Origin of the sequence: Clostridium sp. Marseille-Q5894 (assembly GCF_946902305.1) — a bacterium.
Classification (GTDB): domain Bacteria; phylum Bacillota_I; class Bacilli_A; order Erysipelotrichales; family Coprobacillaceae; genus Thomasclavelia.
In genome coordinates, this window is the sequence record NZ_CAMPPT010000002.1 from 1 (window position 1) to 13875 (window position 13875).

A 13875-nucleotide genomic window follows, 5' to 3' on the forward strand; every position below is an offset into this window, starting at 1 on the left:
AAATGGGATCAGGAGGTAGAGACAGCAATAGATCAAATCAAAGAGAAGAAATATTATTTTGGATTAGAAAAGTATTTAGATAATTTACTGTTGATTGGGATCAGTTATAATAAAGAGACAAAGAAGCACAGTTGTAAAATTGAAAAATATAGACAGTGATCAAAGGAGGTGACAGGATGGGAATATATTTAAATCCAGCTAATAATGGATATTCAGAAACAAAAAACGGCAAAGTCTTTGTTGATAAGTCTTTGTTGATAGATTACACAAATCAGGTTATAAAAACACCACAAAAAAATATCTGTGTTTCAAGACCAAGAAGGTTTGGAAAGAGCACCGATGCTAATATGTTAGTGGCTTATTATTCTAAAGGCTGTGATTCATTGGATATATTCAACGGTTTAAAAATAAGTCAAACAGAATTATATCAAAAGCATTTGAATAAACATAATGTGATTCATCTCGATATTCAAAAGTTTTTAAGTGTTAATGATTCTATTCAGGAAATGATCAAAGATATAAATGAATCAATTTTATTTGAACTAATTGAAGAATATGGAGATATTAAATTTATAAGAAAAGATGTCTTATCAAGGGTATTATCACAAATATTTGCTTACACTAATGAAAGTTTTATTTTTATCATTGATGAATGGGACTGTATCTTTAGAGAATATAAAGAGGATAAAGAAGCCCAGGAAAAATATCTGGATTATTTAAGACTGTTATTCAAAGAACAGCCATATGTCGAACTGGTATATATGACGGGAATCCTGCCAATCAAGAAATATGGAACCCATAGCGCCTTAAATATGTTTAAAGAAATTTCGATGGTCAACCCAACCCCACTGGAAGAATTCATGGGCTTTACAGAAAAAGAAGTGGAAAATCTATGCTGCCAGTATAAAATGGAATATGAAAAAATGAAAGAATGGTATGATGGTTATCGAATGAGTCCAAGGATATCGATATATAATCATCGATCAGTAGTATATGCAATCATGGACAAAAAATATGAAAATTACTGGACAAGTACCGAAACATACGAAGCCTTGCAGGTATATATCGATATGAATTATGATGGCTTGAAAGATGAAGTAGTAAAACTTTTAGCAGGAGAGGATGTAAGGATCAATACTGATAAATTTCAAAATGATATGACGACGTTCAAATCAAAAGATGATGTTTTGACATTACTGATCCATTTAGGATATCTAGGATATAATAGAGAGAATCAAAAATGTTATATTCCCAATAAAGAAGTAACGAGTGCTTTTATTAATTCAATCGAAGATTCCAACTGGAAAGAGACGACAAGAGCCTTATTGAACAGTCAGGAATTATTAGAAGCAACATGGCAAAAAGATGAAGAAGCGGTAGCCAAGTATCTAGAAGAAGCCCATTTAGATACAGCGATATTAACATATAATAATGAAAATGCGCTGTCATATACGATATCGATAGCATATATGGCAGCAAGGAATCATTATACGATAATAAGAGAAATGCCTGGAGGAAAAGGGTATGCGGATATGGTCTTTATCCCCAAAGAGGATAAACCGGCGTTGATCGTTGAATTAAAATGGGATCAGGAGGTAGAGACAGCAATAGATCAAATCAAAGAGAAGAAATATTATTTTGGATTAGAAAAGTATTTAGATAATTTACTGTTGATTGGTATTACTTATGATAAAAATAGTAAAAAACATATATGTAAGATAGAAAAATATGTGTGTTGATCTGATCTTTCATGTATTTTATAGAGTTAAAATTTTATATATAAAATCAACTAAAAATAAAAGATAATAAATTTATTATTGGACAGCTTTATTTTGGTTGGTTTTTTTTATATTCAGTGATATAATTGTTGAGAAACTTTTGATACAAATTTGAGACGAAAAAGTGATTAATCTGTAGTATAATAATAATGTAAAGGAGTCTACCATGTATAGTTATTTAATTGGGACTGTTGTAGAAATAAATATAGATCATCTTGTTGTAGAGAATAATGGGATTGGTTATTTGATTTATGTAAGTAATCCTTATGAGTTTACTAAAGGTAAAGAAGTTAAAATATATTTATACCAGCATGTTAAAGAAGATGATTTGCTTTTATTTGGTTTTAAAACTAGTGAAGAAAAAGAAATGTTTTTAAAATTGATTCTTGTTAAAGGAATTGGTTGTAAAACGGCAATTGGGATTCTAGCTACTGGTGATGTTACAAGTATTATTAGTGCAATTGAAACTGGTAATGTTGCTTATTTAAAGAAGATACCAGGGATCGGACCAAAAGCAGCGCAACAGATTATTTTAGATTTGCAAGGTAAATTTAAAAATACGACGACAACAATTATTAATAATAATGATTTAGATGAAGCTGCTGAAGTATTAGTAGCGTTAGGTTATAAAAAAGCTGAAGTTGATAAAGCTTTAGCTGTATTATTAAATGAAAAATTAGACACGAATGGATATGTAAAAAGAGCACTTAGCTTATTGGTAAAATAAGGAGGAGCATATGGCAAGAAATGAGATTCTTGATGTCAATATATGTGAGGATGAAGAAAGTAGTCTTAGACCTTCGTCTTTTGATGAATATGTTGGACAAACAAATCTAAAAGAAAATTTAAAAGTATTTGTAGGTGCCGCTAAATTGCGTGATGAGTCCCTTGATCATGTATTATTATATGGACCACCAGGTTTAGGGAAAACGACAATGTCGATGATCATTGCCAATGAAATGGGAACAAACATTAAAATTACGACGGGACCGAGTATTGAAAAAACTGGTGATCTAGTAGCTATTTTAACAGCACTTGAGCCGGGTGATGTTTTATTTATCGATGAAATTCATCGTTTGAATAAAGTGGTTGAAGAGATTCTCTATCCCGCCATGGAAGATTTTTGTGTCGATGTTGTAATTGGTAAGGAAGCTTCAACAAGATCAGTACGAATTGATTTACCACCTTTTACATTAGTAGGGGCAACAACTAGAGCTGGTGATTTATCTGCTCCGTTAAGAGACCGCTTTGGAATTGTCTCTAAATTAGAATATTATGATGAAGCTGATTTAAAAACGATTATTGATCGAACTAGTCGGGTTTATCAAATGCCAATGGATGATGATGCTAAAACCGCTTTAGCGATGCGTTCTAGGGGAACGCCGCGAATTGCAAATAGATTATTTAGACGAGTACGAGATTTTGCTCAATTTAATGGTGAAAGTGTGATTACTAAAGAAAGAACGATTGAAGCTCTTGATCGTTTAAAGGTTGATCAGTTAGGTTTAGATGATGTTGATCATAAATATTTATTAGGAATTATTCATCGTTTTAAAGGTGGACCAGTTGGTTTAGAATCGTTGGCAGCTTCAATTGGTGAAGAACCGCAAACGCTTGAAGATGTATATGAACCATATTTATTACAAATTGGTTTAATTAAAAGAACGCCAAGAGGGAGAGTTGCTACTCATGAAGCATATAAACATTTAAATATTGAAAAAGAAGACTAATTAACTAGTCTTTTTTATGTAAAATCATGAAGAATTTGACTTGACATTTATTTTAGGGACGATATTATAAATTATAGTAATGTGGGGATGGCAAAAAAATGAATAGAAAAATAATATTATGTTTACTTTGTATAATGGTTTTATGTATCGCTTTTTTAAAAAAGTCGGAACTAGCAGCTTTTACGCTTGAAAACGATTCTGATGTGATGAGTCTAGATGAAGCAGCAAAATTAATCAATGAACGTGTAAATTCAAAAACAGATAAGTCAAAAGCAGTAAATGAACCGTATGTATATCCTATAATTCCTGGAACCCCAGAATGGAAGCAATTGGATTCAAAGGATAAAATGATGATGGCTTGTCAGATTCCTTCTTCACTGGTTGACTCAATGTCGACGGAAGCTTTGATACGTTCATTTATAAATCATCCTTTATTGAGTACAAATGTTATTTCTTATGATGATTATAAACAGGGGTTTGATACTTTTATAGCTGATTTTGATGCTGCTAAAGAATTATTAAAAAGAAAAGATTTTGCAATTAATTTAGCGAAAATTTATTTAGATACACCAGTTTTGAGTGTAGAAGAGTATCAAGAACAGTCTGTTGAATCTAATATTATGATTGATTTTATCGTATTAGAAACTGTTTTAGCTCTTCCTCAGGTATTTGATTTGTTTGAAGAAGATGAAGCGCAGGCATTGATGATAATTGCTGATAGTAAATTGGAAGAAAAACAAAAAAATGAGAAAATATATGGTGGATCATATGATAGATTTTTTATAGTAAGACAAGCAGTTGTTAAGGAATCTAGAAATTGGCCAATAATTTTTATGTATTTAGGGGCTTTTCTATTATTGATTTTGTTTTTTATTAAATGTTTATTGTTTAAAAAGATAAAGGAATAGTTTTGTTATAGTATATATAAGATAAAGAATCAGTGTTGTGCTGATTCTTTTTGATTTGGAGGAATGAAATGAAAAAGCATGAACTTATTATTTTATTACTATTGTTAATCATTTCTACAGTTTATTCATTTGCTTTACCAGAAACCAAAGTTAAACAAATTAAAAGTGATCCTAAAATTAAAATAGTGATTGAAGGAAAGTATAATCAAACGCTTACTTTTGATCAAGCACCGACTATTGAAGCTGTTTTTAAACAGCTTAATGTAGAAAATATTTATGGCTTTGATGAAAAAACTGTACTTATGACAAGGACAGTTTTTTATATCCCTGAGGGAACAAATTTAATTTCTTTAAATAATGCAACTAAAGAACAATTAATGACAATTAAAGGAATTGGAGATAAAACAGCTGATAAAATAATTGAATATCGTCAAAAAACGCCATTTTGTACAATTGAAGATATTACTAATATATCAGGAATTGGTGAAAAGACGTATTTAAGAATTAGGAGTTTATTATGTTTATAAGATATCATCTTGTTTTTTATGGAATCAGCTGTTTATTATTGATTGTATGTTTATTAGTGCATCCAATATTTTGGGTGTTGATGATAGGGTATGGGATTTTTGTTATATATCGTTTGAAAATGATTAATTTTATTAGTATTTTTATTTTTACGATTATTTTTTCTTTCTTTATTAATTGGCCTAAGCCAATTAATGATACAGTTATAAAAGGTAAAATAGTTGATCTTGATGAAAAAAGTGTCGTTGTTAAGACTGATGAGACAAAAGTAAAAGTATATGGGAATTTTATTGGTTATCATCTTGATGATGAATTAGAGATGGAGGTTGAGTATTTTGAGATAAATGAGCCGACTAACGATAATGCTTTTAATTATAAAAATTATTTATATAGTCAAGGTATTACTAATAATGCTTCGATTAAACGTTTATTAGATGTAAACACTAAAGAAACATTATTCCAGAAATTGCAGGAGAGAATATCTAGTAATGATCTTATTGACAGCTATGCTTCGATGTTTGTTTTAGGCATAAAAGATGAGGTTATTGAAGATTATTATCAACAGTTAACGGATTTATCAGTAGTTCATTTATTTGCTTTATCAGGTTTGCATATTCATTTATTAAAAGATATGTTAAAGAAGGTATTGCGGTTTTTTATGCCGGATAAATATATTGATTATTTTGGAATTGTCTTGATTGGAATATATATTTATCTTATTCCTTTTAATATTTCTTTTGTGCGAGCTTATTTGGTCATGGTATTAGCGGTTTTGTTTAAAAGATATTTAAATAAATTAGATTGTTTATCAATTGTAACGATTATAATGTTATGGACTAATCCGTATATTATTTTTAGTTTATCTTTTATTTTTTCTTATTTCATTTATTTTGTTATTTTGTTGATCAATAAAAATAAATATTTTAATTTGTTAGTATATTTTGGTAGTTTACCAATTATTTTAATGATTCAGTACCGAATCAATATATTATCATTGCTGCTAGGAATTGTATTAGTACCTTTAGTGAGCTTATTGTATCAAATAATTTGGTTATATATGATCTTTGGAGATGTTGTTAGGGGCTTGGTAATGGTAATTATTTATTTTTTGAATAATATTATTACTTTTTGTAATGATTTTTCAGTATTTCTTAATTTTTCGAAACCGTCATTGTTTTTTATTTTAGTTTATTATTTTATTTATTTTAAAATAATTTTAAAAATTAATATTAAACGAAATGTAACTAGAGAGGTCTTGCTGCTGTTTAGTTTATTACTGATGTTTTATTTAAAACCATATTATTGTATTGAAGGAAAGGTCGTAATGATCGATGTTGGTCAGGGTGATTGCTTTTTGATTCAACAGCCATTTAATCAGGGAAATATTTTAATTGATACAGGGGGATTAAGAAATAAAGATCTAGCTTCGCTTACATTAGTGCCATATTTAAGGTCACAGGGAATTTTTGAATTGGACTATGTCTTTATATCTCATGATGATTTTGATCATTGTGGGGCCTATGAGTCATTATCTAATCAAATAGAAATAAAGCACACTGTAAAAAAATATCAAGAGAAAATGAAAATAGGAAATATTGAAATTGAAATGCTTAAAAGTGATGTTAGCAGTAATGATAATAATGATACATCATTAGTCATTAAAGCGACAATCAGTGATCTTGTTTACTTATTTACTGGTGATGCTTCTAATTTAGTTGAAAAGAATCTGATAAAAAAATATCCTGATTTAAAAGTAGATGTTTTAAAGGTCTCCCATCATGGTAGTACTACGGGGACATGTAGTGAGTTTCTAGAAGTTGTTAGACCAAAGATTGCGTTGATCAGTTGTGGAAGAGATAATCGTTATGGTCATCCTAGTGATGCTGTTTTAAGGAGATTAGAAGACTATGATATTAAGATTTATCGCAGTGATTTAATGGGAATGGTGAAAATCGTGTATTATGGCGATGATAATTATATTTATCCATGACTTTATGATAAAAGTAGTTTATAATACAGATGGAGTGATATGTGATGATATTTGTAATTTATGGTGAAGAAAGTTTTTTAATGGAACAAAAACTTCAGGCATTAAAAAAAGAATATAATTGTAGTGAAGAAATGATGAATCTTTCTACTTATCGTGGTGATGAAGACAGTATTGAGTCAGTATATGAAGATTTGATTACACCGCCTTTTTTTACGGATAAAAAGATGATCGTGTTGAAAAATCTGTACTTTTTAACTACTAAAAAGCTAAAAAAAGATAACAGTGAGATCGAATATTTTGAAAAGTGTTTAGATAATGATAGTAAAGAGGTAATTTTTGTTATTTATCATGTAGGGAAAGATTTTGATGAACGTAAAAAAATCGTTAAAAGATTACGTAAAGAAGCAAAGTTTTTTGAAATCGATAAAGTCAATCATTATAAATTATCAGATAGTACACGTCAGGCTGTAAAGCGTAGAAATGCCATTATCGATGATGATGCATTAGAGTTATTATTAAGTCGTTTAGGTGATAGTTTAAATAATGTCGTTATGGAAGTAGAGAAACTATGTTTGTATGATAAACATATCACTTATGAGGCAGTTGATAAATTAGTAAGCAAACCACTGGATGAAAATGTTTTTGCTTTGACTAGTGCAATTCTTCAAAGAGATCGCCAAAAAATGTTTTCTATTTATAAAGATCTAATGATTTTAAATGAAGAACCAATTAAACTAATTGTTTTGATTGCAGGGCAGATGCGACTTATTTATCAAGTGAAATTATTAGATCGAAAAGGGTATACTGATAAAGAAATTGGAAAAATTTTAGGTATTAATCCTTATCGTTTAAAATATCTTAGACAAGAAGGGAAAGACTTTGATTTAAATGAATTGTTGAAGTGTTTAGATGCTTTATCTAAATTGGATGTTGAGATAAAGACAGGTAAGATCGATAAAAAAATGGGATTAGAATTATTTATGATAAGAATATAGGAGATTATATGGAATCGTTAAGAGAATTATATAAAATTGGAGTTGGGCCTTCTTCATCACATACGATGGGACCGCAAAGAGCTGCCTCAAAAATCAAAGAGACATATAAAAATGCTGATCGTTTTATAGTATATTTACATGGTTCATTAGCTTTGACAGGAAAGGGACATTTAACTGATCATATTATTGAAGAAACTTTGGGAAAAGAAAATGTTGAGGTTCATTTTGTTAGTGAAGCTTTACCTAAACATCCTAATGGAATGGTTTTTGAAATCTACCAAAAAGATAAACTGCTTGATAAAGTAACGGTTTATTCAGTTGGTGGGGGTGCTTTAATGTATGAAAATAGTGAATTACAGCCGCCTAAACAAATCTATCCCCATCATAATTTAAATGAAATACTTGATTATTGTGATAAAAAAGGAATTAATCTTTATGACTACACTTTAAAGTTTGAAAACAATGATTTTAAAGCATATTTATATGAGATTCTTAATGCTATGTTTAAATGTGTAGAGTCAGGTCTTTCAACAACAGGAATCATTCCTGGCAGACTGCAATTAAAAAGAGTCGCTAAATCGATCTATCAGCAGGCTATCAATACCCGACGAAGCGGAGAACGTGATCGACTTTTGATAAGCAGTTATGCTTATGCTGTCAGTGAAGAAAATGCTTGTGGTCATCAAATTGTTACAGCACCAACCTGTGGAGCTAGCGGAGTATTACCGGCAGTGATGTATTACTGTTATAAACAGTTGAATATTCCTCGCAAAGAGTTGATCAAAGCTTTAGCAGTAGCTGGGATTTTTGGTAATGTGATCAAGACTAACGCAACGATTTCTGGAGCAGATGGCGGTTGCCAGGCGGAAATTGGTAGTGCTTGTGCTATGGCTGCAGCAGCTTATGGCTGGACCTTGGAATTAAACAATAATTTAATTCAGTATGCTGCGGAAATGGGCTTAGAACATAATTTAGGATTGACTTGTGATCCAGTAGGTGGATATGTCCAAATTCCTTGTATTGAACGCAACGGTTTTGGTGCTTTAAGAGCGATCGATGCTGCGATGTATGCAAAGCAATTGGGGTATTTAAGAACAAACAAAGTTTCATTTGATGCTGTGGTAAGGGTAATGAAGCAAACAGGTAAAGATTTAAATAGTGCGTATAAGGAAACGTCTTTAGGTGGTTTAGCTAAAGAATTTGGATTTGAAGATGGAAACTAATTCTTTATATATTCATATTCCCTTTTGCCAGGAGATTTGTGCTTATTGTGATTTTTGTAAAGTCTTTTATCAAAAAAAACAAGTAGATGATTATTTAGCAGTTTTAAAAAAAGAGTTGACAAGTTTAAATATTACAGAACCATTAAAAACAATCTATCTAGGTGGTGGAACTCCCACTAGTTTAAATGATGAACAGCTGGAATGGCTGATGGATATTATTAAACCTTATATAAGTGAAAAAACTTTAGAAGTAACGATCGAGGCTAATCCTGAAACGCTTGATTATTATAAATTGGATATTTTAAAAAGAGGCGGGGTTACACGATTAAGTATTGGTGTAGAAACTTTTAATGATCGACTTTTAAAAGGAATCAATCGTAAACATAATAGTGAGCAGGTAAAAAGAATTATTCGCTATGGACATCAGTTAGGCTTTGATAATATTTCAATTGATTTAATGTATGGTTTACCTGATCAAACGATCGAAGATGTTGAAAATGATTTGAAAATTATTGAATCTTTAAAGATTCAGCATGTATCGTACTATTCATTGATTCTAGAAGATCATACTGTTTTAAAAAATCAAAATTATCAACCGTTAGATGAAGAAACAGAAGCTGATATTAATAAATTGATCGATCATCAATTAAAAAATATGGGCTTTATTAAATATGAAATTAGTAATTACGCTAAACCAGGTTTTGAATCATTACATAATTTAGCGTATTGGCAATATGATAATTATTATGGTATTGGTTTGGGGTCAAGTGGTAAAGTTGATGATTGTTTAATTGAACATAGTCGTAACTTAAATGCATATTTAAGATTTCAGGATATTACTAATAAAATAACCAATTCTAAAGAAGAGACAATGTTTAATCATTTGATGATGTCATTACGGTTAATAAAAGGACTCGATCTAGATGAATTTAAAAATCGTTATGGATTGAAGGTTACTGATGTTTATCAAGAGGCAATAAATAAGCATCTTAAGTTAAAGACATTGGTAATAGAAGATGGTTATTTGCGTTGTACTAATGATTCAATAAAGTTGTTGAATACTATTTTGCTTGATTTTATAAAATGATGTTAATTCGTATGAATTAGCATTTTTTTATGCTATAAGTTATCGAAAAGAAATAATAGATAATTGAATATTTATGAAAATTATAAAAAATTGGCTATATATAAAATAAAAATAAGATATTTATATTATGTACGATTTACAAAACTAGTTGTTTATCTTTACCTTGAATGAAAGCGCTATAAATGTTACTTTCTATCATAAAGGAGGATAATAAATAGAAGTATTATAAAAATCAAATCAAAGCGGAGGAAAAGAAAAATGAAAAAGAAGAAAATATTTTATGGCTTTTTGAGTACGATGGTGCTTTTATCAGCAACATCTTTACCAGCTTTTGCTAAAGAATCAATTGCTGTTAGTGGGGTTCAAAAAGCTTATGTTGTACCCGAAGATTGGGGACCGGTTGTAAAAAAATCAGTTATTAATTTAAATGAAAAAGTAGCTAGCAATTCAATTGGTGATGAAAGTGATGAATTTACTGTGATAGAAACCAAGCCAACGCTTACCCCTTCATGGACGGTTGTTACTAGCAGTAGTCAAAGGACAGTTTTAGATGCTTATACATCAGATGAAATAGGAAATAAGATATCTGAAGATTCAAATTATATTACGATTGAAATGTATGTAAGTCCAACCTCAGATGGTGAAGGAGCAGCTTTTATTTATAGTGGGTATAATAATTGGTGTGATCCTTATCAATTGGATATTCAATTGAATGGTGAATTACAAACAGCTGATGGACAAATTATTAATGAATTAACTATTGATAAAAATATTGATTTGGAAGGTGATGGAAAAATTTGTCCAGAAGTAGATGAGTTTGAAAATGGAGTATTTAGTGCTTCTGATGGTAGAGTGCTACCTTATGCAGTATATAAACCAGCTGAAGATAACAAGAAAAATGCTTTAGTTATCTGGTTGCATGGTTCAGGAGAAGGGGGAACAAATCCTGAAATTGCTTATTTAGGAAATAAAGTTACTTCTCTTATCGGTGATGAATTTCAAAGTAGCTTTGGCGGTGCCTATGTGCTGGTTCCACAATGTCCAGAAGGATATGGTTGGCCAATTGATGAAAATGGTAATTATACAACCGGAGCAACACCTTCAAGATGGCGTGTGAGTTTGTTTGAGTTAATTGATACATATGTAAATGAACATCCAGATATTGATTCTAATCGTATTATTATTGGTGGATGCTCAAATGGTGGTAATATGGTTTATGATCTAGTATTAAGTCATATAGGTTATTTCGCAGCAGCATTTCCTATGTGTCATGAATATAACATTAATAATGTAACAGAAGAGCAGCTTGAATATTTAAAGGATTTTCCAGTATGGTCTACATATACTTTAGGAGATAGTTCTAGTTATCGTGGATCAATTCCGATTGTAAGAAAAATGCAAGAAATTGGTGCTACAGCTTTTCATTATTCAGAATTTACCAATGCAAGTGATGTAACTGGAAGATTTTTTGGAGATCCAAGTGATCCTACAGTTTTAGATACGACGGGAACTAGTACGATTCCTTTACAATATGATGGACACTGGGCATGGACTTTATTTTTTGAAAATCAATGTCGTGATGGTGATTTGACAGCATGGCAGTGGTTAGCACAACAATCAAAAATAAATGATCCTGCAGATAAAACCGCATTACAAATTGCTGTAGAAATAGCAAATAATGTAAGTGAAGAAGAATTAACAAAAGTAGTACCGGCAGTAGCAAATGAATTTAATGTTGCGCTAGAAGAAGCAAAGGCATTATTAGCAGATGCTACAGCTAGTCAAGAAGCAGTAGATGCAGCATTTAACCGTCTAGCAAATGCGATTCAAATGTTGGATTTTATTAAAGGAGATAAAACAGATTTACGCAAACTTGTAGAATTAGTTGGAAAAAATGTAAAAGATGAAACATTATATATAAGTGCAACATGGAGTGTATTTGCATCAGCTTTGGAAACAGCCAACAGTGTTTTAGTTAATGAAAATGTCATGCAGGATGAAGTAAATGATGCATATGATGGTTTGGCAAAAGCATACTTTGGGTTAAGATTAGTACCAAATAAAGATATGTTGAATGAATTGATCAATAAAGCAAACGGATTAAACGCAGCAAACTACAGTGCAAGTACATGGTCAGTATTGAGCGAAGCATTAGAAAAAGCTAATATGGCAATAGCAAATGAATATGCCAGCCAAGAAGAAGTAGATGCAGCATATGAAACATTAAATAGTGCAATCATAGGATTAACAACTGATTCAGAAATGACAAATAGTACTGTAGATGAAAGTATAACAAATGGTATAGTAAAGGCAGGAGATACAACAGCAGGTATTAAGACAGGAGATTCAGTAGACTTAGAATATTCATTAGTAAGCTTAGCACTAGCTTCAATGTTATTAGTTATAAATAAAAAAAGAAAATATCAAAATAATTAAACTAATATATAATAACAGCACAGCTTGTGCTGTTTTTTGTAAATTAAATAATTTAAAAACTTCTTCATTTTTTAGCACAAAGGTGTTGACAGTGCTAAAAAAAGATGTATAATGTATTTAGCACAAAGGAAGAAAGAGTGCTAAGGGTGGTGAAAAGATGCTTACAGCAAGGCAATTATTAATCTTTAAATGCATAGTTGATGAGTTCATTGAAACGGCTGAACCGGTTGGGTCAAAAGCTTTGATGACAAAATATCAGTTGCCTTATTCAAGTGCAACCATCCGTAATGAGATGAGTTTTCTTGAAGACTATGGTTATTTAGAAAAGACCCATACTTCTTCTGGAAGAATTCCTTCGATTGAAGGATATCGATTCTATGTTAATAATCTTGCTAAAAGAGATTTAGATGAGGGATTGAAAAATCAAGTGGCGCAAATATTTAGTGATCGCCATCGTACCCTAGATGAAATAATTCATGAAAGCTGTCAGATATTGAGCGAATTAACACATTTGACATCAGTAGTTTTAGGACCTGATTCAAGTGCTGATACTTTGCAGCAGATCAATATCGTACCGTTAAATGATAAACGAGTTACAGCTATTATTATTACTAATCAGGGTCATGTTGAAAATAAAATCTTTGATTTAAATCGTCATCATAATATTGATGATTTAGTAAGCTGTGTCAATGTTATGAATGATCTATTAGTTGGAACACCGATCGATCAGGTGGTATTTAGACTTGAACGTGATGTTAAACCAGTCTTATCAGCAAAGGTTAAAGAACATGAAGAATTATTTAATGCTTTTCTAGAAGCATTTGTAAGATTTGCTTCTAGCAATGTTTATTTTTCTGGAAAAGAGAATATGTTATATCAACCAGAATATAATGATGTAAATAAATTAAGAAGAATCGTTAGTGCATTTGAAAACTCTCAAGTATGGAATGCCTTACAGCCTTTATCTGACGATGAGGGAGTAACGGTAAGAATTGGAACTGATTCGCCAATCAATGATATTGATGATGTTTCAGTAATATCCGCTTCGTTTAAAACCGGAGCGACAACCAAAGGATCTATTTCAGTTATAGGGCCAACTAGAATGCCTTATGAAAAAGTAGTTTCGTTAGTAGAGTATATTTCAAAGAATATTGAACAAGCATTCTTTGATGAATCAGATGATTCAAACGATGAATAGAGGTG

Annotated in this window: 11 protein-coding genes; all 11 read left to right on the forward strand. The window is 30.7% G+C overall.

The features are described 5' to 3' along the window. Positions 1–176 precede the first annotated feature (176 nt). Positions 177–1739, forward strand: coding sequence for an AAA family ATPase (locus OC535_RS02615; protein ID WP_498823084.1), 1563 nt, complete (start codon positions 177–179; stop codon positions 1737–1739). Between the two features lie 205 nt (positions 1740–1944). Next, positions 1945–2505 carry a Holliday junction branch migration protein RuvA gene (gene ruvA, locus OC535_RS02620; RefSeq protein WP_024720879.1) on the forward strand — a complete coding sequence of 187 codons (561 nt, stop codon included), beginning with the start codon at positions 1945–1947 and terminating at the stop codon, positions 2503–2505. A 10-nt stretch (positions 2506–2515) separates the two neighbouring features. Further along, positions 2516–3508 (forward strand): Holliday junction branch migration DNA helicase RuvB, encoded by a 993-nt coding sequence (gene ruvB / locus OC535_RS02625; protein ID WP_227053131.1) that lies wholly within the window; start codon positions 2516–2518, stop codon positions 3506–3508. Between the two features lie 98 nt (positions 3509–3606). After that, entirely contained in the window at positions 3607–4416 is an 810-nt protein-coding gene (locus OC535_RS02630) for a hypothetical protein (protein ID WP_498823085.1), read from the forward strand. A gap of 68 nt (positions 4417–4484) precedes the next feature. Beyond that, complete coding sequence (locus OC535_RS02635) at positions 4485–4943, forward strand: ComEA family DNA-binding protein (RefSeq protein WP_227053129.1); 459 nt, start codon at positions 4485–4487, stop codon at positions 4941–4943. Beyond that, positions 4934–6931, forward strand: a complete 1998-nt coding sequence (locus OC535_RS02640; RefSeq protein ID WP_498823086.1) for a DNA internalization-related competence protein ComEC/Rec2 — start codon at positions 4934–4936, stop codon at positions 6929–6931. Before OC535_RS02635 ends, OC535_RS02640 begins: the two co-directional genes overlap by 10 nt. A 44-nt stretch (positions 6932–6975) precedes the next feature. After that, entirely contained in the window at positions 6976–7926 is a 951-nt protein-coding gene (gene holA, locus OC535_RS02645) for a DNA polymerase III subunit delta (RefSeq protein WP_024720875.1), read from the forward strand. Between the two features lie 8 nt (positions 7927–7934). Next, positions 7935–9149 carry an L-serine ammonia-lyase, iron-sulfur-dependent, subunit alpha gene (locus OC535_RS02650; RefSeq protein WP_024720874.1) on the forward strand — a complete coding sequence of 405 codons (1215 nt, stop codon included), beginning with the start codon at positions 7935–7937 and terminating at the stop codon, positions 9147–9149. Beyond that, a complete protein-coding gene (hemW, locus tag OC535_RS02655; RefSeq protein ID WP_498823087.1) occupies positions 9139–10236 on the forward strand; it encodes a radical SAM family heme chaperone HemW in 1098 nt (365 codons plus the stop codon). Before OC535_RS02650 ends, hemW begins: the two co-directional genes overlap by 11 nt. A gap of 258 nt (positions 10237–10494) precedes the next feature. Beyond that, entirely contained in the window at positions 10495–12672 is a 2178-nt protein-coding gene (locus OC535_RS02660; RefSeq protein WP_498823088.1) for a hypothetical protein, read from the forward strand. A gap of 157 nt (positions 12673–12829) precedes the next feature. Further along, positions 12830–13870: a heat-inducible transcriptional repressor HrcA gene (hrcA, locus tag OC535_RS02665; protein ID WP_227053125.1), complete on the forward strand. Its 1041-nt coding sequence runs from the start codon at positions 12830–12832 to the stop codon at positions 13868–13870. Positions 13871–13875 lie beyond the last annotated feature (5 nt).

Bases quoted from the DNA above. Each gene is read 5' to 3' on its own strand.
- ruvA (WP_024720879.1), top strand. From the start codon at position 1,945: ATGTATAGTTATTTAATTGGGACTGTTGTAGAAATAAATATAGATCAT.
- OC535_RS02615 (WP_498823084.1), top strand. From the start codon at position 177: ATGGGAATATATTTAAATCCAGCTAATAATGGATATTCAGAAACAAAA.
- OC535_RS02635 (WP_227053129.1), top strand. From the start codon at position 4,485: ATGAAAAAGCATGAACTTATTATTTTATTACTATTGTTAATCATTTCT.
- hrcA (WP_227053125.1), top strand. From the start codon at position 12,830: ATGCTTACAGCAAGGCAATTATTAATCTTTAAATGCATAGTTGATGAG.
- hemW (WP_498823087.1), top strand. From the start codon at position 9,139: ATGGAAACTAATTCTTTATATATTCATATTCCCTTTTGCCAGGAGATT.
- OC535_RS02650 (WP_024720874.1), top strand. From the start codon at position 7,935: ATGGAATCGTTAAGAGAATTATATAAAATTGGAGTTGGGCCTTCTTCA.
- OC535_RS02660 (WP_498823088.1), top strand. From the start codon at position 10,495: ATGAAAAAGAAGAAAATATTTTATGGCTTTTTGAGTACGATGGTGCTT.
- ruvB (WP_227053131.1), top strand. From the start codon at position 2,516: ATGGCAAGAAATGAGATTCTTGATGTCAATATATGTGAGGATGAAGAA.
- OC535_RS02640 (WP_498823086.1), top strand. From the start codon at position 4,934: ATGTTTATAAGATATCATCTTGTTTTTTATGGAATCAGCTGTTTATTA.
- OC535_RS02630 (WP_498823085.1), top strand. From the start codon at position 3,607: ATGAATAGAAAAATAATATTATGTTTACTTTGTATAATGGTTTTATGT.
- holA (WP_024720875.1), top strand. From the start codon at position 6,976: ATGATATTTGTAATTTATGGTGAAGAAAGTTTTTTAATGGAACAAAAA.